The 25712-nt window shown below is 66.5% G+C and carries 25 protein-coding genes; 16 read left to right on the top strand and 9 right to left on the bottom strand.

The window, feature by feature from the left end:
* Window positions 1-22: 22 nt before the first annotated feature.
* A complete protein-coding gene (locus tag AAGW05_RS06625) occupies window positions 23-589 on the top strand; it encodes a GNAT family N-acetyltransferase (RefSeq protein ID WP_411803700.1) in 567 nt (188 codons plus the stop codon).
* A 240-nt stretch (window positions 590-829) separates the two neighbouring features.
* Here the strand turns inward: AAGW05_RS06625 and AAGW05_RS06620 are convergent, their stop codons facing one another.
* Window positions 830-3043 (bottom strand): S9 family peptidase, encoded by a 2214-nt coding sequence (locus tag AAGW05_RS06620; protein WP_411803699.1) that lies wholly within the window; start codon window positions 3041-3043, stop codon window positions 830-832.
* A gap of 199 nt (window positions 3044-3242) precedes the next feature.
* On the opposite strand from AAGW05_RS06620, the gene AAGW05_RS06615 reads away from it, so the two are divergent.
* Genes AAGW05_RS06615 through paaZ form a run of 4 tightly spaced genes read left to right on the top strand, consistent with a single transcriptional unit; the run spans window position 3243 to window position 8322 of the window.
* Window positions 3243-4469 carry a thiolase family protein gene (locus tag AAGW05_RS06615; protein ID WP_411803698.1) on the top strand — a complete coding sequence of 409 codons (1227 nt, stop codon included), beginning with the start codon at window positions 3243-3245 and terminating at the stop codon, window positions 4467-4469.
* The gene (locus AAGW05_RS06610) at window positions 4466-5263 is read left to right on the top strand and encodes an enoyl-CoA hydratase/isomerase family protein (RefSeq protein WP_411803697.1); all 798 of its coding nucleotides are present in this window, start codon (window positions 4466-4468) and stop codon (window positions 5261-5263) included. Before AAGW05_RS06615 ends, AAGW05_RS06610 begins: the two co-directional genes overlap by 4 nt.
* Window positions 5260-6150 (top strand): 3-hydroxyacyl-CoA dehydrogenase family protein, encoded by an 891-nt coding sequence (locus tag AAGW05_RS06605; RefSeq protein WP_411803696.1) that lies wholly within the window; start codon window positions 5260-5262, stop codon window positions 6148-6150. The genes AAGW05_RS06610 and AAGW05_RS06605 overlap by 4 nt, the downstream gene beginning before the upstream one ends.
* Before the next feature lie 48 nt (window positions 6151-6198).
* On the top strand, window positions 6199-8322 hold the full coding sequence (gene paaZ, locus AAGW05_RS06600; RefSeq protein ID WP_411803695.1) for a phenylacetic acid degradation bifunctional protein PaaZ: 2124 nt from the start codon (window positions 6199-6201) through the stop codon (window positions 8320-8322).
* Between the two features lie 71 nt (window positions 8323-8393).
* Here the strand turns inward: paaZ and AAGW05_RS06595 are convergent, their stop codons facing one another.
* The 4 genes from AAGW05_RS06595 to AAGW05_RS06580 all read right to left on the bottom strand — a co-directional run bounded on the left by AAGW05_RS06595 (window position 8394) and on the right by AAGW05_RS06580 (window position 11727).
* The gene (locus AAGW05_RS06595; protein ID WP_411803694.1) at window positions 8394-9176 is read right to left on the bottom strand and encodes a DUF427 domain-containing protein; all 783 of its coding nucleotides are present in this window, start codon (window positions 9174-9176) and stop codon (window positions 8394-8396) included.
* A gap of 81 nt (window positions 9177-9257) precedes the next feature.
* The gene (locus AAGW05_RS06590; protein ID WP_411803693.1) at window positions 9258-9869 is read right to left on the bottom strand and encodes a TetR/AcrR family transcriptional regulator; all 612 of its coding nucleotides are present in this window, start codon (window positions 9867-9869) and stop codon (window positions 9258-9260) included.
* Window positions 9870-9913: 44 nt separating this feature from the next.
* The gene (gene paaK / locus AAGW05_RS06585; protein ID WP_411803692.1) at window positions 9914-11239 is read right to left on the bottom strand and encodes a phenylacetate--CoA ligase PaaK; all 1326 of its coding nucleotides are present in this window, start codon (window positions 11237-11239) and stop codon (window positions 9914-9916) included.
* Window positions 11236-11727, bottom strand: a complete 492-nt coding sequence (locus AAGW05_RS06580; protein ID WP_411803691.1) for a hotdog fold thioesterase — start codon at window positions 11725-11727, stop codon at window positions 11236-11238. Before AAGW05_RS06580 ends, paaK begins: the two co-directional genes overlap by 4 nt.
* A 191-nt stretch (window positions 11728-11918) precedes the next feature.
* On the opposite strand from AAGW05_RS06580, the gene paaA reads away from it, so the two are divergent.
* Genes paaA through AAGW05_RS06550 form a run of 6 tightly spaced genes read left to right on the top strand, consistent with a single transcriptional unit; the run spans window position 11919 to window position 16732 of the window.
* Complete coding sequence (paaA, locus tag AAGW05_RS06575; RefSeq protein WP_411803690.1) at window positions 11919-12890, top strand: 1,2-phenylacetyl-CoA epoxidase subunit PaaA; 972 nt, start codon at window positions 11919-11921, stop codon at window positions 12888-12890.
* Window positions 12891-12892: 2 nt separating this feature from the next.
* Window positions 12893-13204: a 1,2-phenylacetyl-CoA epoxidase subunit PaaB gene (paaB, locus tag AAGW05_RS06570; RefSeq protein WP_411803689.1), complete on the top strand. Its 312-nt coding sequence runs from the start codon at window positions 12893-12895 to the stop codon at window positions 13202-13204.
* Window positions 13205-13254: 50 nt separating this feature from the next.
* Window positions 13255-14124 carry a 1,2-phenylacetyl-CoA epoxidase subunit PaaC gene (gene paaC, locus AAGW05_RS06565; protein ID WP_411803688.1) on the top strand — a complete coding sequence of 290 codons (870 nt, stop codon included), beginning with the start codon at window positions 13255-13257 and terminating at the stop codon, window positions 14122-14124.
* A gap of 5 nt (window positions 14125-14129) precedes the next feature.
* Window positions 14130-14669, top strand: coding sequence for a 1,2-phenylacetyl-CoA epoxidase subunit PaaD (gene paaD / locus AAGW05_RS06560; RefSeq protein WP_411803687.1), 540 nt, complete (start codon window positions 14130-14132; stop codon window positions 14667-14669).
* On the top strand, window positions 14669-15940 hold the full coding sequence (paaE, locus tag AAGW05_RS06555; RefSeq protein WP_411803686.1) for a 1,2-phenylacetyl-CoA epoxidase subunit PaaE: 1272 nt from the start codon (window positions 14669-14671) through the stop codon (window positions 15938-15940). Before paaD ends, paaE begins: the two co-directional genes overlap by 1 nt.
* Window positions 15941-15949: 9 nt before the next feature.
* A complete protein-coding gene (locus tag AAGW05_RS06550; RefSeq protein ID WP_411803685.1) occupies window positions 15950-16732 on the top strand; it encodes an enoyl-CoA hydratase/isomerase family protein in 783 nt (260 codons plus the stop codon).
* Here AAGW05_RS06550 and AAGW05_RS06545 read toward each other — a convergent pair.
* The 4 genes from AAGW05_RS06545 to AAGW05_RS06530 all read right to left on the bottom strand — a co-directional run bounded on the left by AAGW05_RS06545 (window position 16719) and on the right by AAGW05_RS06530 (window position 19695).
* The gene (locus AAGW05_RS06545; protein WP_411803684.1) at window positions 16719-17282 is read right to left on the bottom strand and encodes a hypothetical protein; all 564 of its coding nucleotides are present in this window, start codon (window positions 17280-17282) and stop codon (window positions 16719-16721) included. The genes AAGW05_RS06550 and AAGW05_RS06545 overlap by 14 nt on opposite strands.
* A 72-nt stretch (window positions 17283-17354) precedes the next feature.
* Window positions 17355-17804, bottom strand: a complete 450-nt coding sequence (locus tag AAGW05_RS06540) for an iron chaperone (RefSeq protein WP_411803683.1) — start codon at window positions 17802-17804, stop codon at window positions 17355-17357.
* A 207-nt stretch (window positions 17805-18011) separates the two neighbouring features.
* Window positions 18012-18998: a patatin-like phospholipase family protein gene (locus AAGW05_RS06535; protein WP_411803682.1), complete on the bottom strand. Its 987-nt coding sequence runs from the start codon at window positions 18996-18998 to the stop codon at window positions 18012-18014.
* A 244-nt stretch (window positions 18999-19242) separates the two neighbouring features.
* Window positions 19243-19695, bottom strand: coding sequence for an Lrp/AsnC family transcriptional regulator (locus AAGW05_RS06530; RefSeq protein ID WP_411803681.1), 453 nt, complete (start codon window positions 19693-19695; stop codon window positions 19243-19245).
* A gap of 265 nt (window positions 19696-19960) precedes the next feature.
* Between AAGW05_RS06530 and AAGW05_RS06525 the strand changes: the two genes are divergently transcribed.
* The 5 genes from AAGW05_RS06525 to AAGW05_RS06505 all read left to right on the top strand — a co-directional run bounded on the left by AAGW05_RS06525 (window position 19961) and on the right by AAGW05_RS06505 (window position 25659).
* Window positions 19961-21163, top strand: coding sequence for a thiamine pyrophosphate-dependent enzyme (locus AAGW05_RS06525; RefSeq protein ID WP_411803680.1), 1203 nt, complete (start codon window positions 19961-19963; stop codon window positions 21161-21163).
* Complete coding sequence (locus AAGW05_RS06520) at window positions 21160-22230, top strand: alpha-ketoacid dehydrogenase subunit beta (protein ID WP_411803679.1); 1071 nt, start codon at window positions 21160-21162, stop codon at window positions 22228-22230. Before AAGW05_RS06525 ends, AAGW05_RS06520 begins: the two co-directional genes overlap by 4 nt.
* Window positions 22227-23588, top strand: coding sequence for a dihydrolipoamide acetyltransferase family protein (locus AAGW05_RS06515; protein WP_411803678.1), 1362 nt, complete (start codon window positions 22227-22229; stop codon window positions 23586-23588). The genes AAGW05_RS06520 and AAGW05_RS06515 overlap by 4 nt, the downstream gene beginning before the upstream one ends.
* A 59-nt stretch (window positions 23589-23647) precedes the next feature.
* Window positions 23648-24388, top strand: a complete 741-nt coding sequence (locus AAGW05_RS06510; RefSeq protein WP_411803677.1) for an MBL fold metallo-hydrolase — start codon at window positions 23648-23650, stop codon at window positions 24386-24388.
* Window positions 24389-24462: 74 nt separating this feature from the next.
* Entirely contained in the window at window positions 24463-25659 is a 1197-nt protein-coding gene (locus AAGW05_RS06505; RefSeq protein ID WP_411803676.1) for an MFS transporter, read from the top strand.
* The last annotated feature ends 53 nt before the right edge of the window (window positions 25660-25712 follow it).

Below are 25712 nucleotides of genomic sequence, written 5' to 3'. Positions count from 1 at the left end.
CGTGTGGATGTAGGGTCGTTCCATGGTTGATATTCCGTATCCCCTGACAACGGAGCGCCTTGTCCTGCGGCGGTTCCAGGTGGAGGACCTCGACGCCTATTACGCCTACCAGCGCCTGCCGGAGACGGCCAGGTACTTATATGGCCAGGCGCGGACCTATTCGCAGTGCATGGCGCGGATTGCCATGTATGTGGACAACCCGTTTGACGGGCCTGGCGATTGGGCCACCTTTGCCGTGGAGCGTGCCTCGGCGCCGGGGCTGGTGGGTGAACTGGCCCTGAAATGGGACCCTGGCAGCAAATCGGATGAGCCAGGCGCGGCCCCCGAACGGGTGGGTGAGATCGGTTGGACTCTTGCGCCCGGGGCCCAGGGGCAGGGTTTTGCCACCGAGGCGGCCAGGGCCGTCATGGACATGGCCATCGACACGCTGGGATTCCATCGGGTGGAGGCCAGGATGGACGCCCGCAACTCCGCGTCGGCCGCCATTTGCGAAAGGCTCGGCATGCACCGCGAGGGGGTGCTGCGCGACAACATGTATCTCAAGGGCGAGTGGACTTCCGAGGCCGTTTACGCTGTGGTCCGCGACTGAAAGGCATGGCGGATCGGTCGGGCCTCTCGTACTGTGGAAAGCAAGGCCCACAGCCACCTGGCCCATAGTGCAACTACTGCGGCACTTCTCGCACCCGTGCTGGACACCGTGCCAAGCGCCGCGTTTGCCCCGTCCAACGCCCCATTGGCAATTGCAAACGGGAGTACGGCTACACGCCGCAACCAGCCTCAAGCGAGGGTCTGGCCTTCAACGGCGGGGGTGGGGGCTTTGCGCGTTGGGTCAGCGCAGCTCGGTGGCGCCGATCGCGTCCGCAAGGAAGGCGTAGTCCCAGGCGCGGGTCTTCCAGCCTTCGTACCGGCCGGAGGCCCCGCCGTGTCCGCCGTCCATCTCAATCTTCATGACGATCGGCTCAGATCCGGTTGAAACGGCGCGCAGCTCCTGCACCCACTTGGCCGGTTCGACGTAGAGCACGCGGGTGTCGTTGAAGCTCGTCACGGCCGCGATCTTCGGGTACGCCACGTCACGCACGTTCTCGTAGGGCGTGTACTCCTTCATGTACTTGTAGACCTCGGGGTCGGTGATGGGGTTGCCCCATTCCTCCCACTCGAGCGCAGACAGCGGCAGCTCAGGGTCCAAAATCGTGGTCAGGGCGTCAACGAACGGCACCTGCGCCACGACGGCAGCGTACTTTTCAGGAGCCAGGTTCGCCACGGCGCCCATCAGAAGTCCGCCGGCGGAGCCGCCCATGGCGCCAATCCGGGCGGGGTCGACCCAGCCCGACTGCGCCAGCCAGTCGGTTGCCGCAATGAAGTCGGTGAACGTGTTCTTCTTGTTCAGCTTCTTGCCGTCCTCGTACCAGTGCCGGCCCATCTCGCCGCCGCCGCGCACATGCGCAATAACGAACACCACGCCGCGGTCCAGCAGGGAGAGCCTCGGCACGCCGAAGCCGGGATCCATGCTGACCTCGTAGGAGCCGTAGCCGTACACGACTCCCGCGTTGGACCCGTCACGGTCCAGATCGGCCCGGCGCAGCACCGACAGCGGAACCAGCGTGCCGTCGTCGGCCGTGGCCCACTCGCGCGTCGCCACGTAGTCGGAGGAGCGGTAGCCGCCCAGAACGGGGGTTTCCTTGCGCAGCAGCAGTTCGCCCTCGGCGCCGGCGGCTGGCAGCACATAGTCGTAAACGCGCGGCGGCGTGAAGTCTGAGCTGTAGACCAGGCGGATCACGGGCGACTCAAATTCGCTCCCGCCCATCGACGCCGTGTACAGCTCCTCGTCAAAAACAGGTTCGACGGCGGGCGCCTGGTCAGCTGTTCCCAGGCCTTCCAGCGCTGTCACCTGGATGCGTTCGATGGTGTCCTTGCGCAGCGAAACCACCATGTGGGTGGCCGTCACGGAGGCACCGTTGATGCGCACGGCGTCATCGTGCGGGACAACTGTCGCCCACGCCTGTTCCGCCACCGGCTTGGCGAATTCGGCGGCGTCAACGATGGAGATCATCGAGTTGATGGCGTCACGGTCATGGGTCAGCAGGACCTTTTCGACACCATCGGCAAGGAAGGGTTCGGCGTCGTACAGGATCTCGGCGCTGCGCGGGATCAGGACCTGCAGGCCCTTTTCGGGGGCGGCGAAGTCAAGGAGGCGGGTTTCGCTGAACTCGGAGCAGCCGATGCTGATCATCAGGTGGCGGCGGTCTGCCGACTGGTCGAAGCCCGTCCACATGGCGACGTCGTCCTCCTGGTACAGGACCTCGTCATTCTCCACGGGGGTCCCCAGAATGTGGGTCTTCACCTGGTGCGGGCGCCAGGAGTCGTCGGCCAGCATGTAGTACAGCGTGGTTCCGTCGGGGGAGAACGTCAGGCCGTAGAACACGTTTTCAATGGTGTCCTCAAGCATTTCACCGGTGCGCAGGTCCTTGATGCGGACGGTGAAGAGCTCATCACCTGCGTTGTCCACGGCGTACGCGTACAAATTGCCGTCGCGTGTGACGGCGGCGCCGCCGAGTGAGAAGAAGGGCTGGCCTTCGGCCTCGACATTGCCGTCAAGGAGGATTTCCTCGCCAGCCACCTGAACGCCAGGCTCCACCAGCGGAGGGGTCCAATCGTCGATGGTGCCGTTGCTTTCCGCGCGGACGCGGCACTGGATGCCGTAGGCCTGGCCCTGAACCATGCGAGCGTAGTACCACCACCCGTCCTTGCGGCTCGGGACGGAAAGGTCGGTTTCCTGTGTGCGGTTCTTGATCTCGTTGAAGATGTCGGTCCGCAGCTGTTCCTGGCCGGCGGTGACGGCGTCAGTGTAGGCCTGCTCCGCGTTCAGGTGGGCAACGACCTCCGGGTTTTCCTTCTCCCGCAGCCACTCGTAGTTGTCCACGAACGTGTCCCCGTGGTGGGTCCTGGCGACCGGGACCTGCTTGGCGACGGGCGGTGTTGGGTGTGCCCCCGTGGTGCTGGGAATCGTGGCGGACAGGGTGGCAGCGGCGTCGGAAGTGCTCATGGAATCCACTGTATAGAGGAAGGGCCGGCCCGGCGCGGGTGTATGCCGACAGCGCAGTGCGGTCAGGGAGCACGGGCGCCCGCCATTGACCACCCTCGGATCCCGTGGAATATTTATAGAACGAACGGTCGGTATTATTGCGGCCGCTCCCGCGCGGAAGGCCGCAGCCTGTCCGCAAGCTCGCGCGAAGGGTGTGGCCATGTCAGTTCAGGCACCGCAGGCGTTCCTCATGGGCGGAGTCCGGACACCTGTTGGCAGCTACGGCGGCGCCCTTTCAAGCGTCCGGCCCGACGACCTCGCGGCCATTGCCATCAAGGGACTTCTGGCAAGAACAGGAATCGACCCTGCCTCAGTGGAGGAGGTCATCCTCGGCAATGCGAACGGCGCCGGCGAGGAAAACCGCAACGTGGCCCGCATGGCCTGGCTGTTGGCAGGATTCCCCGACTCGGTGCCGGGCATCACGGTGAACCGGCTGTGCGCCTCGGGGATGAGCGCCATCACCCAGGCAAGTCACATGATCAAGGCGGGGGCTGCGGACGTCGTGGTGGCCGGCGGCGTCGAATCCATGTCGCGGGCGCCGTGGGTCATGGCGAAACCTGAAAAGGCGTTCGCCAAGCCGGGCGCCACCTTTGACACGTCGATCGGCTGGCGCTTTGCCAACCCGAAATTCCTCTCCGGCGACCTCTCCCGCGGCGGCAAAATGACGTTCTCCATGACCGAAACCGCCGAGGAAGTGGCCCGACGCTTCAACACCTCCCGCGAGGACTGCGACGTCTTCGCGCTCCAATCGCATCGGCGGGCACTGGATGCCATCGCCGCCGGGCGCTTCGCCGGCGAAATCGTTCCCGTCGCCGTTACGGGCCGCAAGTCCAACACCGTGGTGGACACCGACGAGGGCCCGCGCCCCGGCACTACCGCCGAGACCCTGGCCGGGCTGCGTCCCGTCGTCAAAGGCGGCACCGTGGTCACGGCAGGGAATTCCTCGCCCCTGAACGACGGCGCCAGCGCCATCCTCGTCGTCTCCGAACGTGCCCTCGCCAGGTTCGGGCTGATCCCGCGCGCCCGCATCATCGACGGCACATCCGCGGGCGTTGCCCCGGAAGTCATGGGCATGGGCCCCGTCGCCGCCACACGCAAGCTCCTCGGGCGGCAGGGGGTCGGCGTGAACAGGCTGGCCGCCGTCGAACTTAATGAAGCGTTCGCTTCGCAGTCGCTGGCGTGCATCGCCGAACTCGGCCTGGACCCGGGGACCGTCAACCTCGACGGCGGCGCCATCGCCCTGGGCCACCCGTTGGGCTCCTCCGGCTCGCGGATCGTCATCACGTTGTTGGGCCGGCTTGAGCGCGAATCACCCGGCGGAATGGGCCTGGCCACCATGTGCGTCGGCGTGGGCCAGGGCGCCGCGCTGCTGGTGGAGGCGCTGTGACGCACGACGCCGGACACCCCCTCCGGCCCGCTTCCTTCACCACGCTGCTGGTCACCAGCGCGGCGGACAGGGTCGCCGTCCGGCTCAACCGTCCCGAGGTGCGCAACGCCATCGACGCCCGCATGGTTGCGGAGCTGCACGCCGTGTGCGAAATGCTCGAAGCTGAGCCGAAGGTGCTGATCCTCTCAGGCACGCCCGGGAACGAGGGCGCCGAAACCGTTGGCGTGTTTGCCTCGGGAGCCGACATCGCCGAACTGATGCAGCGGCGTCGTCAGGATGCCCTTGCAGGCATCAATTCGGGCTTGTTTGAACGCATTGCCCGGCTGCCCATGCCCGTCATTGCCGCCCTTGACGGATACGCGCTGGGCGGCGGGGCCGAGCTGGCATACGCGGCCGACTTCCGCATCGGCACCCGGGCGTTGCGCGTGGGCCAGCCTGAGACCAGCCTCGGCATCATGGCCGCCGCGGGGGCCAGCTGGCGGTTAAAAGAGCTCGTTGGCGAGCCGGTGGCCAAGGAAATGCTGCTGGCCGGACAGGTCCTGACGGGCGAGGGGGCGCTGGCCGTGGGGCTCATCACCGAGCTGGTTGAACCGTCGGGGCTGCTTGCCGCAGCCCATGCGCTCGCGGACAGGATCTGCGCCCAGGACCCGCTCGCGGTGCAGGCCACCAAGAGGGTTTTCCATGCGCCCCGGGACGCGCATCCCGGTCTGGACAACAGGGAGCAGGCGGAATTGTTTGAATCCCCGGCGAAGTTTGAGCGCATGCAGGCCTTCCTGGACAGGAGGAAGCGATGACCCCCGCCCACAACGCTCCCTCACTTTCGGTCGCTTTTTCGCCAACCCTCCCGCAGTCCGTTGGAGTGCTTGGCGGTGGGCGCATGGGTGCGGGCATCGCGCATGCCTTCCTCATGGCGGGCTGCGCCGTGACAGTGGTGGAACGTGCTGCCGACTCGGCCGCAGGGGCACGGAACCGGGTGGAAGCGGCCGTGGCCAAATCCGTTGAGAGGGGGCTTGCCGGCGGCACCAACGGGTTCCTGTCCCGGCTTGCCGTATCGACCGATTTCGCCGGCTTTGCCGCCTGCGGACTGGTTGTCGAAGCCGTGCCCGAAGTCCTGGAGATGAAGAGTTCCGCACTGCGGGCGGTGGAACAACAGCTGGCGCCGGGGGCTTTCCTGGCCACCAATACGTCCTCCCTTTCCATCACGGCACTGTCCGCCGGACTGTCCCGCCCGGAACTCTTTCTTGGCCTGCACTTCTTCAACCCGGTCCCCGCCTCGGCGCTGGTCGAGGTGGTCCTGGGTCGCCAGACCACGCCCGCCCTGGCGGCCACGGCGAAAGGTTGGGTCCAAGCGTTGGGGAAGTCCGCCGTCGTGGTCAATGATTCGCCGGGGTTTGCATCGTCCCGGCTGGGGGTGGCGCTTGCACTTGAGGCCATGCGCATGCTGGAGGAGGGCGTGTCCGTCGCCGCTGACATCGACGCGGCCATGGTGCTCGGCTACAGGCACCAGACGGGGCCGCTGCGCACCACAGACCTTGTGGGCCTGGACGTGCGCCTGGAGATTGCGGAGTACCTGGCGGCAACGCTGGGGCAGAGGTTCGCACCGCCGCAGATCCTGCGCGACAAGGTGGCCCGCGGCGAACTGGGGCGCAAGAGCGGCCGCGGATTTTTCGACTGGGACTGAGACGGCGGGAACGCCGGAAACGGACACGAAGGAAGGGATGGTTTGGCCATGGAAACCGCAAAGAAGACGGCGTTTGTGCCCAGCTATGTGCAGGACTCATGGTGGGAACCGGACGACGGCGTCCGCGGCACCGATGCACGGGACGCCAGCACGGGGGAGGTGCTGGCCCGCGTGTCCTCTGAAGGCCTTGACCTTGCCGCCGCAGTAGCCCACGCGAGGACAGTGGGCCAGGGCGAACTCGGCAGGCTGAGCCTGCATGAGCGGGCCCTGAAACTGCGCGAGCTGGCCGGTTACCTCAACGGCCGCCGCGAGGAACTGTATGAAATCTCCGCCCGGACGGGAGCCACACGCACCGATTCCATGGTCGACATCGACGGCGGCATCGGCGTGCTGTTCACGTTTTCCTCCAAGGGCCGGCGCGAACTGCCCAACTCCAACATCATCGTGGAAGGTCCCGTGGAGGTGCTGAGCAAGGATGGGTCATTCGTCGGCGAGCACATCTACACCCGAATCCCCGGCGTTGCAGTGCAGGTCAACGCCTTCAACTTCCCCGTGTGGGGCATGCTTGAGAAGTTCGCGCCGGCGTTCATTGCGGGCGTGCCAACCCTCGTCAAACCGGCCACACCCGGAGTCGAACTGGCCGCCGCCACGGTGCGCGCCATGGTCGAGTCCGGGATCCTGCCGCCAGGCTCGCTCCAGCTTGTTTCAGGGTCGGCGCGCACGCTCCTGGACGTGCTCGACCACCGGGACATGGTCTCCTTCACAGGGTCTGCCAGCACCGCCAAGTTGCTGCGTGCACACCCGAATGTGGTTGGCGGCGGCGTCCGCTTCAGTGCCGAAACAGACTCGCTCAACGCCGCAATCCTTGGCCCCGACGCCGTCCCCGGCACCCCTGAATTCGACGCGTTCATCAGGTCTGTCGTCACCGAAATGACAGTCAAGGCCGGGCAAAAGTGCACCGCGATTCGCCGCGCCATCGTCCCCGACGGGCTGAAGCATGCCGTCATTGACGCCATCGGTGCCCGGCTGGCCGAGCGCGTGGTGGTCGGTGACCCGCGTGCCGACGGCGTCACGATGGGCGCGCTCGCATCGCTGGAACAGCTTGCCGACGTCCGCGCCGCGGTCAACGCCATGCTCTCTGCCGGCGGGGAACTTGCGTGGGGAACCCTCGATGCGCCGCGGGTGACGGGCGAGGACGCGCACGGCGTCGAGCACGGGGCGTTCATGTCCCCGGTGCTCCTGGACTGGTTCGATTCCAACGCCCCCGCCGTCCACGCACTTGAGGCCTTCGGACCGGTGTGCGGCGTGCTCGGTTTTTCCACGCACGACGGCGGCGCCTCCGAGGCTGTCCGGCTCGCTACGCTGGGGGCCGGGTCCCTGGTGGCGACGGTGTGCACGAACGATCCCGATTTTGTGCGGGACGTGGTGACGGGAATTGCCGCCCACCACGGCAGGGTGCTGGTGCTCAACCGGGAGGACGCACGCTCATCCACAGGTCACGGGGCACCGGTGCCGCAGCTGGTGCACGGCGGGCCGGGGCGGGCAGGGGGAGGGGAGGAGCTCGGCGGCGTACGGTCGGTCAAACACCACATGCAGCGCACGGCGATCCAGGGTTCGCCGAACATGCTCACGGCCGTTACAGGTGTGTGGCATGCGGGCGCGGACAGGGTCATCGCCGGGGATCCAACCTTTGGCGGTGTGGCCGGGGCGGTGCATCCGTTCAGGAAGTCGCTCGCGGAGCTGCACATTGGCGATGCGTTTGCGTCCGGGCTGCGGCGGGTGGCCCTTGAAGACATCACGGCTTTTGCGCAGAGCACGGGCGACACCTTCTACGCCCACACGGACGAGGCCGCGGCCGCGAAGAACCCGTTCTTCCCCGGCATCGTCGCGCACGGGTACCTGCTGGTGTCGTGGGCTGCAGGATTGTTCGTGGAGCCCGCACCCGGTCCGGTGCTGGCCAACTACGGGCTGGAAAACCTCCGTTTCCTCACACCGGTCGCGGCCGGGGACTCCATCCGCGTGACCCTGACGGCCAAGCAAATCACCCCGCGCGTGACCGACAACTACGGCGAGGTCTGCTGGGACACCGTCCTGCACAATCAAAACGGCGAGGTTGTTGCCACTTACGACGTCCTGACCCTCGTGGAGAAGGTGGAAACGCTCTACAAGTGACCCGCCGCCGCGGCCACCTCCCCGCCGCCGCGGCCCTCCAACCATCGGGAGCGCTACGCAGAGCCGGTGAATTACCGCTCCTTGACGTCCACAAGGTTGTCGTAGAAGCAGACGTAGCCAGCCATCTCGGCGGCCGGGGCCAGCGGGTTCACGTAGCTCCAGGCCACGTCGCCGCCCGCATCGTCGCCGCCCGCATCAGTGCGTGCCAGGCGCCAGTAGCTCGCCGTGCCCTTGTACGGGCAGAGGGTTGCGGAATCCGTTGCAACAAGGGCATCCCAATTGACGTCTGTCGGCGGGAGGTAAATCCGCTCGTCCATGCCTGTCTCAAACACCATGATCGGCGTCGTGGACTCGGCCAGTACGTTGCGGCTGGAGGAGACGAGCACATGCCGTGAGCTGTGGCGGATGTCGACGCGGTGGAAGGGGTCGCGCGGGTGGGACTGGACGGCGTCGTCCTCCTCGAACCAGTCAAACGCGCCAGGATCGAACGCCACATAGCCCTCGAGGTCCGGGTCATCGAGGCGGAAGGCGGCACCGGCCGCGGTCTGCCCCCCTGCCGAGACATCCAGCGCCATCCCCGGCGCACTGTGCCGGCTAAAGGGTATGCCCGGATGCAGCATGGGCGGTATGTCCCCGCCTCGAACCGCAGTTTCGGCCGGGCTCAAAACGCTGACGACGCCGTCAGTCGGCACCGCATAACAGGGCACCACCCGCCGGGGTTCCCACACGACGACTGCCTGCCGGGAGTCGAGCACGGGGACGCCGTCGAGCAGTGCCCGAATGTGCTTGGTGGTGGGTTCATAGCGAAGTTCGCGGGACAACCCCTTGAGGGCGTCGGAGATTTTGGTGGCCATTCCTCAAGCGTGCGCCGTCAGGGAGGGTTTGTCGAGAGTGCCGGCGCCGGCGGGAAGGCACGGAAGGGCGCCGCAAGAGGATTACCGGCGCAGGCCCTGGAAGGACATGGCGATGACGTCGTCGGCCAGCTTTTTGGCCGACAGGTGGCCGCCGGGTTTGTACCACTCGACGATTGAATTGATGGTGCCGAACAGCAACCGGGTGATGGTCGCGGCCGCAATGTCTGCGCGCAAGGTGCCGTCCTTCTGGGCCGTTGACACCAACTTGGTGATGGTGCTGTCAAAGGCCCGGCGCCGTGCCAGCGCGTCCCTTTCCATCTCCGTGTTTCCACGCAAACGCAGCAGCAGGGTGACAAAGGGGAGGCGGTCCACGAGCACCGCGATGGTTTCCCTGAGTACAAACTCGAGGCGGGCATCGGGCGCCCCCGACGTTGCGCCCTCGAGTGTCAGGACGTTTTCCAGATCGCCAAGGGCCTCCTCCAGGGCGAGCCGCAGCAGGTCTTCCTTGGACGGGACATGGTGGTAAATGGCCGACTTGGAGATGCCCAGGTGCTCGGCGAGGATCCCCATGGAGGTTGCCTCGTAGCCGTGCTTGTTGAACACGTCGACGGAAATCCGCAGCACCGAGTGCTGGTCGTATCCCGGCCTGCCCCGTTTGGCGGGAGGGGTATGCGTGGCGGCGGAGTTGGGCATGGTTCCTAGTTTCTCACGGGCTCCCGAAAGGTCCGGCCAGCGGGTCAGGGCTTGGGTCGGTTGTCGTAGATGCGGCGCAGCTTACCGTTGGAGCGTGCAAGTGTGCCGGGTTCGACGACGTCGACGGTGCAGGAGGAGCCGATGTGCGCCTTGACCTGCGCCACGAGGTTTGCCGCGGCGGCGGCTCGGTCCGCCGCGGTCGTGTTTTCGCGCGGTTCAATGTGGATTGTCAGCTCGTCGAGGCGCCCTGGGCGGGTCAGCTCCAGCTGGAAGTGCGGGCTCAGTGCCGGGATCCGCAGCGCGATTTCCTCAATTTGCGACGGGAACATGTTCACCCCGCGCAAGATGATCATGTCGTCGCTGCGCCCGGAGATGCGCGCCATCCTGCGCATGGCCGGGCGTGCCGTGCCGGGCAGCAGGCAGGAGAGGTCCTGGGTGCGGTACCTGATGATGGGCAGCGCCTCCTTGGTCAGCGAGGTGAACACCAGCTCGCCCTTCTCGCCGTCGGGCAGCACGGTTGCGTGGTCAAAGGGGTCGATGATCTCAGGGATGAAGTGGTCCTCCCATACGTGGTTTCCGTCTTTGGTCTCCACGCATTCCCCGGCCACGCCGGGCCCCATGACCTCTGACAGCCCGTAAATGTCGCAGGCGTCAAGGCCCATGCCCGTTTCCAGCTCCTGGCGCATTTCCTCCGTCCACGGCTCGGCCCCGCACACCGCAAACTTCAGCGAGGTGGCCCGCGGGTCAATGCCCTGGTGCGCCATGGCGTCCATGATGGTCAGCAGGTAGGTGGGTGTGCACATGATGGCGTCGGGCTCGAAGTCGAGGATCAGCTGGATCTGTTTCTCCGTCTGCCCGCCGGACATGGGGATGACGGTGGTGCCCAGCGCCTCTGCCCCGTAGTGCGCGCCCAGGCCGCCGGTGAACAGGCCGTAGCCGTAGGCGTTGTGGACCAACATGCCGGGGCGGACACCGGAGGCCCGCATCGACCTGGCCACGAGCGACGCCCACATGGTGAGGTCATTTTTTGTGTACCCCACCACCGTGGGACGGCCGGTGGTGCCCGAGCTGGCATGGATGCGGACCACCTCGGACTGCGGCACGGCAAACATGCCAAACGGATACTCCCGGCGCAGGTCTTCCTTGGTGGTGTACGGAAACTTCGCCAGGTCCCCCAGTTCCCTGAGGTCGGATGGTTGGACGCCGGCGCCGTCGAACTTGAGTTTGTACAGGGGCACTCGGTCATAGGCCCAGGCCAGGGTGTGCCGGAGCCGGGAGAGCTGGAGTGCTTCCAGCTCGTCGCGGCCCATGAGTTCGGCGGCGTCCAGCTGGGCGGGGTTGGCTCCGTTCGGATTGTTGGTGGTGGTCATCGGGCGGACCTTTCAGCGTGGATGTTTTTTGGGATTGTCCGGCTGCGCCCGCGGAATTCGGCCACTACGGTGGGGGAGCCGCCGTCGGGGACGTCCCCGACGAAAACCTGGACGTCGTACAGGCCGCTGCGCCCCTGCTGGTGGCGCCGGTTTGCGACGGCGATGATGCGCTGGCCCGTGTGCGTTGGAGCCAGGAAATTAACGTCGACGCCGGACGCAACAGTCACGCTGTCCCCGCTGCCGTCGGCCGGGTTGCAGGCCAGGGCGAAGGCGGAGTCGGCGACGGCAAAGATCATCCCGCCGTGGGTGGTGCCAAATCCGTTCATCATTTCCGCACGCAGGGTCATGGCGATGACAGCGTGCCCGTCCCGCAGCTCAAGCACCTCGATGCCGAGCCACTCGGATGCGTTGTCGTTGAGCAGGATCGCGTGGGTGGACCCGGATCCGTCGGGCCCCGAGCCAGACCCGCCTGATTCAACCGCCGCCATGTGCGCTCCCATGTTTCCCACCGAATGTTCATTAGGTAATACCCTTGGGCGCCGCCTGTCAATGGCACCGCCTCAATGCCCCTCGGCGGGGCCGCTTGATGATTGACGGGGTGGTGGCCACGCTATATCCTGAACGAACGGTCGGTAATTAATTCTTGTGACCGAAGAGGGCTTTCGTTGAAGGAGAAGCCATGGCAAACGACCAACAGCTAGATGCTGCGGGGCAGGCCAATTTTGATGCGATCATCGCCAGGGATTCCCGGATTGAGCCGAAGGACTGGATGCCGGCGGACTACCGCCACGCGCTCGTGCGGCAGATGTCCCAGCACGCCCATTCGGAGATCATCGGCATGCAGCCTGAAGCCAACTGGATCACCCGGGCGCCAAGCCTGAAGCGCAAGGCGATCCTCATGGCGAAGGTGCAGGATGAGGCCGGGCACGGGCTATACCTGTACTCGGCCACTGAAACGCTGGGCACCCCGCGCGAGACCATGACCGAACAACTGCTGGCCGGCAAGGCCCGGTATTCGTCCATTTTCAACTATCCGGCCGTGACCTGGGCCGACATGGGCGCCATCGGCTGGATGGTCGACGGCGCTGCAATCACCAACCAGGTGCCGCTGTGCCGGGCCTCCTACGGACCGTATGCCAGGGCCATGGTGCGCATCTGCAAGGAGGAATCCTTCCACCAAAGGCAGGGCTTCGAGATCCTGTTGGAGCTCTCGCATGGCACTCCCGGGCAGAAGGCCATGGCGCAGGACGCCGTGAACCGCTGGTACGCACCGTCGCTGATGATGTTCGGCCCGCCCGACGACGATTCGCCCAATTCGCGCCAGTCCATGGCCTGGAACGTCAAGCGTTTCAGCAACGACGAACTCCGCTCCCGCTTTGTGGGCATGCTCGCCGAGCAGGCCAGGGTGCTCGAACTTGAGCTGCCCGATCCCGACATCCGCCTCAACGAGGAAACGGGAAAGTGGGAGTACGGCCCGCTGGACTGGGCCGAGTTCAAGGAGGTCCTCGCCGGGCGTGGCCCCTGCAACGCCCAACGCATGGAGCGCCGCCGCGCCGCGCACGACGACGGGGCCTGGGTCCGCGAGGCCGCCGCGGCCTACGCTGCGAAACAGTCCACGGCCATGGAACCGGTTGCAGGGGAGGCGGCGTAGCCATGTGCCCCGAACCCCCTCCCGAAGCGGATGCCCCGGCCTGGCCCCTGTGGGAGGTTTTTGTCCGCTCCAACAGGGGCCTGAGCCACGTCCATGCCGGTTCGCTGCATGCACCCGACGCCTCCATGGCGCTGCGCAACGCCCGCGACCTGTACACCCGCCGCAACGAAGGCGTGTCGATCTGGGTTGTCCCCTCCGACGCCATCGCGGCCTCGGATCCCGACGCCAAGGGCTCCTTCTTCGAGTCCCCGCAGGGCAAGGACTACAGGCACGCAACGTATTACGTGAAGAGCGAAGGGGTGAAACACCTGTGATCCCATCCAGCTCCCATCACTCGCAAGCTCGCGATGGGTCCCTCGCCGCTGTGATCCCATCCAGAAACCCGACGCCGTACTCCCAAGGCGACAACTCCGCCACGGCCACGCGGATCACGCCGGGCAACGCGCTGCGGCCCGAGGACATTGCGCTCGCAGCCGCCGGCGGCACGGCACACCCCAACCAAGCCGTGGCCGAATACGCGCTCAGATTGGGGGACGACGCGCTCATCCTGGCCCAGCGCCTGGGCCATTGGATCTCCCGCGGCCCCGAACTGGAGGAAGACGTGGCGCTGGGCAACATCGCCCTTGACCAGCTCGGCCACGCACGGTCCTTCCTGACCTACGCCGGTGCGGCCTGGGGCAGGACGGAGGACGATTTGGCCTACTTCCGGCGTGAACCGGAATTCCGTTCCGCGCATCTTTTCGAACAACCCAACGGCGACTTTGCCGCCACCATCGCCCGGCAGTTCATCGCCGCCAGCTACCAATACCCCCTCTACCGCGAGCTGGGCCGCTCAAGCGATCCGATGCTGGCAGCCATCGCGGCGAAGGCCGTCAAGGAGGTCGACTACCACCTGGACCACAGCACGCAGTGGGTGCTGCGGCTGGCCGGCGGGACGGATGAATCACGCCGGCGCATGATCGCCGGGCTGGAGGCAATGTGGCCGTTTGTCGGCGAACTCTTCCAGGACGATCCGCTGACGGCCCAAATCGGGGACGCCGGCGTCGTGCCGTCCAGCCTGAGGGATGAATTTGAGCGGACCACGGAGGCCGTCCTGGCCCACGCAGGGCTGGACACGCCGGCGTCCCCCATGGCCACGGGCGGCGGGCGGCGAGGCCGGCATTCCGAACACATGGGGTACCTGCTGGCTGAAATGCAGGTCCTCGCGCGCGAGTTTCCCGGGGCCAGCTGGTGAGCGCCATGGCTGAAACGAGAACGCCGGTCGCGGAGACGAAGAAAGCGCAGGAGCAGGCGGCGTGGGAAATCGCCGCCGCCGTGTGTGATCCGGAACTGCCGGTGCTGACCATTGCGGACCTCGGCATCCTGCGCAGCGTCGGACGGGAGCAGGGCCCGGACGGACCCACGGTGCGCGTGGTGATCACGCCGACGTATTCGGGCTGCCCCGCCATGGACGTGATCCGCAGCGACCTGCATGCCGCCTTCGAGAGGGCGGGCCTGGCCGATGTCGAGGTGGTGACTGTGCTGTCGCCGGCATGGACCACGGACTGGATCAGCGAAGAAGGCAGGGCGAAACTGGCGGAGTTTGGGATCGCCCCGCCCAGCGGGACATCGCAGGCGGGTGGGCACAGCGGACCGCTCAGGCTGGCCCTGCACGTGAAATGCCCGCACTGCCAGTCGCTGAACACACACGAACGCTCCCGCTTCGGCTCCACATCCTGCAAGGCGCTCTACACGTGCCGCGACTGCAAGGAACCGTTCGACTACTTCAAGGTGTTCTGATGAGCGTCCCCGCGAACGCCTCGGCCAGGCGCAGGGTTTCCTTCCACACGCTGGCAGTGTCGGACGTGCGGCGGCTGACGGAGGACGCCATCGAGGTCACCTTTGCCGTGCCCCCGGGCCTGGCCGGCTTCTATGACTACGTGCCCGGTCAGTACGTTGCCCTGCGCGTGAAAATGCCTGACGCCGACGGGGTGCTCCGGGAATTGCGCCGCAGCTACTCCATTTGCGCCGTGCCCGTGCAGTTTGCCGACGGCAGCTCGGAATTGAAGGTCGCCATCAAGCGGGACATTGGCGGGGAATTCTCCACCTGGGCCAATGCTGAGCTGGCCGCCGGGGCCGTCATGGAGGTGATGAGCCCCATGGGCGCGTTCATCTCCCGGCACTCTGGGGATGCCCTGGGCGCCGGAATGTCCGACGCCGGGTCCCCGGCCGACGCTGACCGGCCGACTGCCGCCGGGGGTGCCTCGAGCGTGCTCAACGTCCTGAACAGCATGAACCATCCCGAGTCGCTGGGCCGGCGTGCCGGCACGTATGTGGCCATCGCCGCGGGCTCCGGCATCACACCTGTCATGGCACTGGCACGGTCGCTTCTGGCAGGAAACGAAGAGACCCGGCTCGACCTGGTTTACGCCAACAAGGCCACAATGGATGTCATGTTCCTTGAGGAACTGGCGGATCTGAAGGACAGGTACCCGCAGCGCTTCGCCCTTCACCACGTCCTCTCCCGCGAGCAACGCATTGCCCCGCTGCTCAGCGGCAGGCTTGATGCCGCGAAGCTTGAGGCGCTGTTTGACATGGCCATCCACGCGGACGACGTGGACGAATGGTTCCTGTGCGGCCCCTTCGAACTGGTGCAGCTGTGCCGCGACGTGCTCGAATCCCGCGGCGTGCCGCGCGACCTTGTCCGCTTTGAGCTGTTCACCACCGGCCCTCCGGACAGGCCCGCAGGCCAGCACGGCCGCCCCGTCCTGATCGACTCAGCCGAGGAAACCTGCAAGGTCACATTCACCCTGGACGGCCTCACCGCCGATGTCCGCAGCCCCGTCCACGCCCGCGAATCAATCCTGAATGCAGCCCTGCGCGTGCGCCCCGACGTGCCGTTCGCGTGCGCCGGAGGCGTGTGCGGAACCTGCCGGGCCAAGCTCGTTTCGGGCAGCGTGGACATGGATGAAAACTACGCGCTCGAACCGGATGAGCTGGCGGCAGGCTATGTCCTCACCTGCCAGTCCCACCCCACCACGCCGGCGGTCGCCGTCGACTACGACGGTTGAGGAGCCACCATGATTGAGCTGTCCATGGCCGACGGCGTTGCCGAAATTGTCCTGAACGCCCCCTACAAGCTGAATGCGCTCGACGGGGCCGCTCTCACCGAGCTGGATGACGCGTACGACGCCGCAGCTGCCGCCGCCACCGCGGGCACCGTCCGTGCGCTGCTCATCAGGGGAGAGGGGCGGGCGTTTTGTGCAGGCCGTGACATCGCCGGGGTGGATGGCTCCAACGACGACGCCCGCGGCTACCTCGAGGGGAAGCTGACGCCGCTGCTGCAAAAGATGGCGGCGTTTCCGGCGCCCACCTTTGCCGCCGCGCAGGGCGCCTGCCTCGGCGTGGGGCTGGGCCTGTTGATCGCCACCGACGTTGTGTACGTTGCGGAGAACGCCAAGTTTGGTTCGCCGTTTGGCAACCTGGGCGCCACGCTGGATTCCGGGGGGACGTGGCTGTTCACCGAGGCGCTCGGCGCCCACAGGACCCTGGATCTCATCTACACATCGGAGCTCATCAGCGGGGCGGAGGCCGTGTCGGCGGGGATGTTCAGCCGCGCCATGCCGGCCGGCGCCCTGCTGGATTTCACCCGCGCGGCCGCGGCCAGGGCCGCCACCGGCCCAACCCTTGCGTTCATCGCCGGCAAGGACGTGGTGGCGGGGATCCGGGGGAAGCGGCTGGGACTGTGGGACGCCGTCGTGCTTGAAAATGAAGCGCAGGTGGCGCTGTCAGCAACGGCCGACTACGCCGAGGGATTTGAGGCCTTCGCCGCCAAACGGAAGCCAGGATTCACGGGGAAGTGACGGCACCCGTGGACGCGTCGGAGCGGCGGCGGGCAACAAACGGCCATGCGATGGTCCCCGCACCGAGGATTGCGAGGATGAGTGGTTCGCCGGGGAAGTCGAACACGCGCAGGAGAACGGCGGCGGCCAGGTAGGGCAGGGCAGCCCATTTCAGCGCAGTGTGCTTGAGCCGGCTGCCCCAGGCGATGAGCATGAACGGGAAGTACAGGCTCAGTTCAAAGCGTGCGGACCACTCGACGAAGAAGAAGATGGCGGACACGACCACAAGGACGCCGGCGGCCGATATGGTTTGGCGGCGGGCTTCGGTCTTGGGCGTGAAGGACAGCAGAAGCCAGAGGGCCACGGCGCAGATGGCCGGGACCAGCGGTGCAAGGAAGAAGATGGGGGCGCTGATGGTCTCGGGGTTGCCTGAACCGAGCAGGAGCATCAACGCCGAGAGCAGCGCGCCGAGACCTGCGAGCATGAAGACCCTCCCGCTCACCGCCGGCGCCTCCTGGGCCGCGATGGCGGATTGGTCGGGAACTGGCTTGTCAGCGGGGAGAGAGGTCATGGTTCAATCGTCGCAGGTTAAACCCGGACCCGATGTCCGCCTGCCGCAGGACACGGTGACCTGCGGGGCTTCTCAGGAGACTGCGGCCCTCACCACCTCGGTGACCTTCTTCTCAACGGCCGGGCTCCACGTTTGGAGTGCGAATGACACAGGCCAGATCTCGCCGTCGTCGAGGCGTGCCGCATCCTGGAACTCGAGGCTCGAGTAGCGGGTACCGAACTTGCCCGAATTCTTAAAGCAGAAGACGACCTTTCCGTCGGCATTCGCATAGGCCGGCATCCCGTACCAGGTCTTCGGCAACAGCCCGGGGGCATTCGCCGAGACGATCACGTGGACGCGCTCGGCGAGCACGCGGTCTTCGTCCGTCATGGCCGCGATGGCGTCCAGGACGGCCTTCAGCCCGTCGGCCTTCTTGGCGCCGCCCTTTCCTTCGGCGCGCAACTCCGCGGCGCGTGCCTTCATTGCGGCGTGCTCAGCTGCCGTGAAGCCGGCAGATTGAGTTTGGGTGGTTTCCTCGGACATGGCTGGCGTTCCCTTCATGGTCTGCGGGGCTGGATTCCGCCGCTATCTATGAACAGGCTATGCCCGGCTGCGCGTTGGCGCTTCTCCATCCCTGCTCAGATTGCGATGCGCGGGGCGTGGGCCGGCTGCGAGTCACGCGTGCAGGTCGAACCCCTACGGTTGTATCGGTCGTTTCAGGAGCGGGTGCTCGAAGGTGTCGGTGTTGATTCAGTGCCAGAAATCAGCAAGCTCTCCGGCGAGGACCTTGCCCTGCTCATAACCGGCCCGGGCAGCAGGCGGGCGTGTGGACGGGTTCATCAGATTGGTGCCGAAGGCATTGAGGGATTCGGCGTCAGGCACGATGGTTTCGACCCGGCTGCCGCCAGCACGGAGTTCCTGGACCTGCGCTGCAAGCTGCAAACCCCAGCCCAGCGGGTGCCGCGTTCTGCCACCGAGGGGCGACAGGACCAGCACCCGCCCGCAACCTGCGGCAAGGTCGGCATTCTCGTTGCGTCGGTAGCCGCCGTCTATGAATCGGTGCTCGCCGATCCGGTAGGCGATGGAACTTGAACAGCTGGCAGCGATGGCGTCAGCCAAATCCACTCCGCTGCTGCTGTCGAACATGACAGGTTCGCCGGTGCGGGCATCGACAGCCGTCATGAGAACCCTCCGTTGCGGCCACAGCTGGCTGGGCAGCCGCGAGGCAACGGTGGCGCGCCACCGTGTTGACCAGGAACCAGCCGAGGACCCATCCGCCTCAAGCGCCCAGGCGCCGATTCGCCTGCGCATGTCAGGTGCATCCGCGGCTGCAGCGATGATCCTGCTCGTCGCTTCCATGGGGTCCACCGCCGGCCGAGGTGGCATGCCGCCCCGGTCGGATCCGGGCGGACGGGTCCTCGTCGTGGGTGCGGCGGCGAGGATGTCGGCAAACAGTTGTGACGGGCTCGCGCCGGCGATTTGTGCTGCGGCAGTTGAGCCGGCCGACGTGCCGATGCTCAGATCGGCTTCGGTGGCATCCATCCCGGCATCAAAGAGGCCGGCGATGACGCCGATCAGCCATGCGTTGCCTGCCGATCCGCCTCCGCCAAGGACCAGTGCCCGGTCGTGAGCGGCGGGTGCCGGCATTGTGGATTGGGGCTGATTCAGCCCGGACCCCGGCTGGCCGGTGGCCGTCGTCGAGGTGAAGTGCAGGGTGGAAAAAGGTGTTGTGTTCATGGGAGTCGACTTTCTCGAAGTGCCTGTTCGGCGCTCCCCCTGGCGACTGCTTAGTCGCGCGATCGTGGACTGCAGGGAGCGCCCATTGCGGATACTGCGTTCATGGGTCTCACCTCCTGCCGATTGATCACGATTAACAAAAAAATTATCACGACGCCGGCGCGGTGCGCAAGCATTCGCAGCGCCGGTGGTGGGTAGGGGCAAAGTGTCCAGAGGCGCCCGCACCGCGCCAGCCGGGAACCGTTCAGCGGGTGTCGAGATCCTCAAAAATCAGGAATGTCTGCGTATCCAGCACGCCGGCCATTGACTGCAGCTTGTCAAAGACCACCCGGCGCAGCCCCTGGTTGTCCTCGGCCCGCACCAGCAAAATCACGTCAAAGTCTCCGCCGACCAGCGCGATGTGTGCTACCTCCGGGATGGCCCGCAGTTCCTCGCGCAGTTCCCGCCAGGAATGCTGGCTCACTTTCAGCGTCACGTAGGCGGATGACTTCAGCCCAGCCTTCACAGGATCCACCAGGGCCGTGAACTTGGTCAGCACCCCCGTGGAGGTGAGCCGGGAAATCCGCGCGTAGGCGTGGGCGCGTGAGACGTGCACGTTCTCGGCCACGGTGCTCACCGACATCCGCCCGTCACGTGTGAGTTCGGCAATGATTCGCCGGTCCACGTCATCCAGCGGGACGGGGCTGTTCCCCTCCATGTCCCTCCTGTGCGCAGCTGGCTGGCGGGCGCCGTTGATAGTCGACGCCGAGACAACCTGGGCGGGCAGCGCGCCTCCGCGGTGGTTGTGTCTTCCAGACTAGAGATACCGGGCCAAAAGTTCCAGAGTTTTCCCGGTTTGTGGCGACGTTCGGCGGCCAAATCCATACTGAAATGGACGGAACATCTTTTTCGCTGATTGTCAGCGGCGGGCCCGTGCCGCAACCGGCGTGCCTGCCATCGCTTCCGAGGAGGAGTGGGCGCCCATGACGAGCCATCCGGAATTTTTGGAACAGACGGGAAACGCGGTCCCGACTTCCGGGGTCCCGGCCTCAGCGCACCAGGCCTCCGCGAACCAGGGAAATTACCTGATTCCCTCCGCGACGCCCGTGCAGTTGATAACCCCCGACGGCACGGCGGGCACAGGGGGGAAGTACAAGGAAGGCTATGCCCTTCCCACCGCGGAAACCCTGCTCGCCGGCTACGGGCAGCTGGTGCTTGGCCGGCGGATCAATGAGCAGGCCGGTGCGCTGGTGCGGCAGGGGCGGATGGCGGTGTATCCGTCGTCGTACGGGCAGGAAGCCTGCCAAGTGGCAGCCTACATGGCCCTGCGCCGCAGCGACTGGCTGTTCGCGACGTACCGGGACACCGTCGCGGTCATGGGCCGCGGCGTGACACCCATGGAAGCCTTTGAATCGCTGCGCGGGGACTGGCACAGCGGATTCGACCCGCACCACTACAACACGGCGCTGCCCACCACGCCGCTGGCCACGCAGCTTCTGCACGCTGTCGGCGTCGCCCATGCGGCCAAGCTGCGCGGCGAGGACACCGTGGTGCTGGCGCTGTGCGGGGACGGCGCAACCAGCGAGGGTGACTTCCACGAAGCCCTGAACTTCGCCGCCGTCTTCCACGTCCCGGCCGTTTTTCTGATCCAAAACAACCAGTACGCCATCTCCGTGCCCCTCATCCACCAGTCGGTGGCGCCGTCGTTGGCCCACAAGGGGATCGGCTACGGCATGCCGGGGGAGCGCGTCGACGGCAACGATCTCGCCGCATTGCTGGCGGTCCTGGGCAGTGCAGTGGAACGTGCCCGCAACGGCGGCGGTCCGGCGCTGGTCGAGGCGCACACCTACAGGATGGAAGCGCACACCAACGCCGACGACTCCATCCGCTACCGCACAGCCGAGGAGGTGGCCCGGTGGGTGCCCAGGGACCCCCTGCTGCGCCTGAAGAAATACCTGCACGACGCCGGGCACCTGGGTTCCGCCGAAGCCGACGGTTTCGCTGCGGCTGCCGAAACGGTGGCCCGGCAGCTGAGGGACGGGCTGAACGCGCAGACGGCCCCTGACCCGTTGGACATGTTCAGGTTCGTGTACAGCGAGCCGACACCGCAGCTGCGAGAACAAAGCCGGATGCTGGCCGCCGAACTCGCCGCCGCAGCAGCAACAGGAGAAGGAGGGACGCCATGACTGCACCATCCCTCCTGAACCACGCCGACCTTGCAGGGGTTCAGGAGCTCACCTTCGCGAAGGCACTCACCCTGGCCCTGCGGGACGCCATGGAAGCCGACCCGTCGGTGCTTGTCTTTGGCGAGGACGTGGGGACGCTCGGCGGGGTGTTCCGGGTGACCGACGGGCTGACGGCAAGGTTTGGTGAGGAACGCTGCTTTGACACGCCGCTGGCCGAATCGGGCATTGTCGGCATGGCGACGGGCATGGCCATGAACGGTATGCGCCCCGTGGTGGAAATGCAGTTCGACGCCTTTGCCTACCCGGCGTTCGAGCAGATCGTCAGTCACGTCGCCAAGATGGGCAACCGCACGCGTGGGCGCCTCCGCCTGCCCATGGTCATCCGCATCCCCTACGCCGGAGGCATCGGGGGAGTGGAACACCACTGCGATTCCTCGGAAGGCTACTACGCCCACACCCCGGGACTGACCGTCCTCACGCCGTCGAACGTCCAGGACGCCTACGTGTTGCTGCGCGATGCCATTGCGCTCCCGGACCCCGTGGTGTTCATGGAGCCCAAGAAGCTGTATTTCTCCAAGGCTGTGGTCGACCTCGACGCGCTGCGTGCCAGGTACACCTGCGCCGCAGAGCGCGGCGGGGCCGATGCCGTGCCAACCACCATTGGGCACGCGGAGGTTGTCCGTGACGGCACCGACGCCACGCTCATCGCCTACGGCCCGTCGGTGGCGCCCGCGCTCGCAGCCGCCGAGACTGCCGCAGCCGAAGGCCGCTCACTCCAGGTGGTCGACGTGCGTTCCCTCGTCCCGTTCGACGACGAAACCATCACTGGCGCCGTCAGATCCACCGGGCGGGCAGTAGTCATCGCCGAGGCGCCCGGATTTGCCTCGATGGCCGCAGAGATTGCAGCGCGCATCCAGGAACGCTGCTTCCACTCGCTTGCCGCACCTGTGCTGCGCGTGACGGGGTTCGACATCCCCTACCCGGCGCCAAAACTCGAAAAACACTACCTGCCCGGCGTCGATCGAATCCTCGATGCCGTCGACAGGCTCCAATGGGAGGAATCATGAGCGCGGAAGCTCGAACACGGACTGAAGGGAGCGCGCAGGTCTTCCTGCTGCCCGATCTGGGCGAGGGACTCGTCGAGGCCGAACTGGTCTCCTGGCTGGTGGCCGTGGGCGAGACCGTGCACATCGACCAGCCCATCGCCGAGGTGGAAACCGCCAAGTCGGCAGTGGAGGTGCCGTCGCCCTTCGAAGGGATTGTTGCCACGCTGCACGGAGCCCAGGGCGACACCCTCGAGGTCGGCAAGCCCCTGATAACGATCACGACGGCGGCCGGGGAGCCTGCCGAAACTTTATCCACGGCCGAACCGACCGAAGCTCCGGAGCCCGCCGGTTCCGGGCATGTGCTGATCGGCTACGGAACGACGGCCCAGCACAGCCCCGGCCGCAACCGGCCACCCGTTCGCCAGGCGCCCCTGGTCGCTTCCCCGCTGGTGCGGAAACTTGCCCAGGAGCACGGGATCGCGCTCGCGGACATCCATGGATCCGGCAGCGGGGGGCTGATCCTGAAGGTGGATGTTGAGGCGGCCATGCAGGACGGGGCGGCACCGAAACATCCGGTCGATGCTGTGCCGGAAACCGTCGCTTCCGCGCCTGCGCAACCACGGCCGGAGCCGGGCGATATGGCGGCGGAGGTGGGCGGCGTTGTCGATCAACGGACAGGCCTGCCGGTGCTGGCAAGGACACCCCTGACAGGGCTGAGGAAGGCAGCGGCCGCGGCACTTGTGCGCAGCCGCCGCGAGATTCCGGACGCCACGGTGTGGGTGGACGTCGATGCTACCGCGTTGCTTGAGTTGCGCCGCGGGCTGCAGGAAAAGGGTTCGGCGCCCGGACTCGTGGCCTTCGTTGCACGGTTCGTGACTGCGGGGCTGGGCGTCTTTGATGCGCTGAACATGCAGCTGGACACCCGCGACGGGCAGGACTCACTCGTGGAGTTTGGCGGCATCAACCTTGGCTTTGCAACGCAGACCGAGCGGGGCCTGGTGGTGCCGGTGCTCCGCAATGCGCAGGGGAGGAGCGCAAGGGAGCTCGACGCCGCCATCCACGCGCTCACGGATCGGGCCCGCAGCGGCCACGCCGGTCCTGCGGAGCTGGCTGGCGGCACGTTCACCATCAACAATTACGGCGTGCTGGGCGTTGACGGGTCGGCCGCCATCATCAATCACCCTGAAGCGGCGATGCTGGGACTGGGGCGCATCGTGGACAAGCCGTGGGTGGTTGAGGGGGAGCTGTGCGTGCGGAAGATGACTGAGCTGACCTTGGCGTTTGACCATCGCGTCTGCGACGGGGCCGTGGCCGCAGGCTTCCTGCGCTTCGTGGCCGACGCCATGGAGGACCCCGCCTCGGCGCTCGCCGACCTCTGAACATCGGGCGCTTATGCTGGGGCATGCGGCCGCACCGGCCGCCCCGGATTGGAGAGCCCATGGCGGCGCAGGACCTTCACGCGTGGCTTCCCCTCGGCGGAGGCAGCTTCGTGTTGCGCAGCAGTGAGGCCCGTGCACTTGTCAACATTGGGCTGGTGGTGGGGTCAGAACGCGCCTTGGTGGTGGACACCGGCTGCGGGCCGCGCCATGCCTGCGGGATTCTGGCCGCCGTGCGCACAGTGACGGACCTGCCGTTGGTGGTCGTGAACACGCATGCGCACTGGGACCACTTCTTTGGCAACGCCGTCTTCCAGCGCGACGGCGATAGGTTTGCCGGTTTCGGGCGCCACAGCGGCACCGAGTTTTGGGCGCACGCCGCCGCCGCGCGGGCCATGGCTGCAACGGGGGAGTCGCAACGCAAGGACGTTGCAGGGCCGGAACCTGAAATGGCTGCGGGCCGAGGGGACTGCACCGAAATTGTCGTACCCACCCGCCTGGTGGATGCGGGTCCCGTGATCCTGGACCTTGGCGGCTTGGCTGTTGAGTTGTTCAGCTTGGGACCCGGCCACACCGACGGGGACCTCATGGTGGGCGCACCCGGCGTGTTGTTCGCCGGGGACGTGCTGGAGGAAGGGGCCGAGCCGTCGGTCGAGCCCGAGTCCTCGGTGGAAGGCTGGGTTGACGTACTGCACCTGCTGGCGGGCATGGGTGCCAGATACCCTGTCATGGTGCCGGGCCACGGCCGCCCCGTCGACGCCGCGTTCGCTGGGGTCCTTGCCAGCCGCCTCTCCCCGGCGTGATCTGCTGACTGACCGGGCGGTCAGTGCCGGGGTGTGTCACGGGCGTGCGGCGGCGCGGGTCTAGAGTTGAACCGGTGAGCAAGAGTGCGAATCCTTCAGACTTCAACCTGTGGTCCATTGCCATTCCGGCGTTTGGTCCATCCCTGTTGTTCGGCATCGGTGAGGGCGCCATCCTGCCCGTCATCCCGCTCAGCTCTATCGGCATGGGCTCCTCCCTTGCAGGAGCGGCCCTGGTGGTTTCCCTCATTGGCATCGGATCCCTTGTCAGCAACATCCCCGCCTCGCTCATCACGGCGAAGTTCGGCGAACGCCTGGGCATGATGGGTGCCGCGGCACTGAGCTTGCTGGCGATGCTGACCTGCGTGTATGCCCACAACCTCTGGTTTTTTGGGGCAGGTGTGTTCCTCATTGGCGCCGCGGCCGCCGTGTTCAACCTGGCCCGCCAAAGCTACCTCACGGAGGCCGTTCCCCCGCTCATGCGGGCCAGGGCCATGTCCACACTGGGCGGGGTGGGGCGGATCGGGTTGTTTGCCGGGCCGTTCATCGGCGCCCTGGTGATACACCTGGCCGGGCTCCCCGGTGCGTACTGGGTTGCGGCTGTCGCGGTCACAGCGGCTGGTGCCGTGGCCTGGTGGCTGCCAGACCTTGTCAGCGGGGACGGGGCAGTGTCATCTGGGCCGCGGCCAACGGTGGTGTCCCTTCTGTCCGCACACCGCAAGGTGTTCCTGACGGTTGGCATTGGCATCCTGCTCGTCAGCGCCGTGCGGTCCTCCCGCCAGGTGGTTGTGCCGTTGTGGGCCGACAACCTGGGGCTCAGCCCGGCCGCAACCTCGCTGATTTACGGACTTTCCGGTGCCATCGACATGCTGGTCTTCTACCCCGCCGGCAAGGTCATGGACAAAAGGGGCCGCATCGCCGTGGCCGTGCCGTCCATGGTGCTCATGGGTGCGGCCCTGTTGCTCATGCCGCTGATAACGGGTGCCGTCACGCTGATGCTGGTGGGACTGCTCATCGGATTCGGTAACGGCATTGGTTCGGGGCTGATCATGACCCTCGGAGCCGACTACTCCCCGCGCAATGGGCGGGCCCAGTTCCTTGGCATCTGGCGCTTCATGGCGGACGCAGGCGGGTCAAGCGGGCCGGCCATCCTTGCCGGCCTGACAGCCGCAGTGACCTTGCCCTTTGGCATTGCCGCCACCGGCCTGTTGGGTCTGGCCGCCGCAGCGGTGCTTGGGTATTGGGTTCCCCGCAACAAAGCGTCCGCACGGTAGGCCCACCCGCAAGAAAGTTGTTGACGGCCGGGGCAGGGCACGCGAATCATGGA

The sequence above is a fragment of the Arthrobacter sp. LAPM80 genome, assembly GCF_046736435.1.
Taxonomy (GTDB): Bacteria; Actinomycetota; Actinomycetes; order Actinomycetales; family Micrococcaceae; genus Specibacter.
Note: the sequence above shows the minus strand (reverse complement) of the source record. Positions and strands in the feature narration are given on the sequence as shown.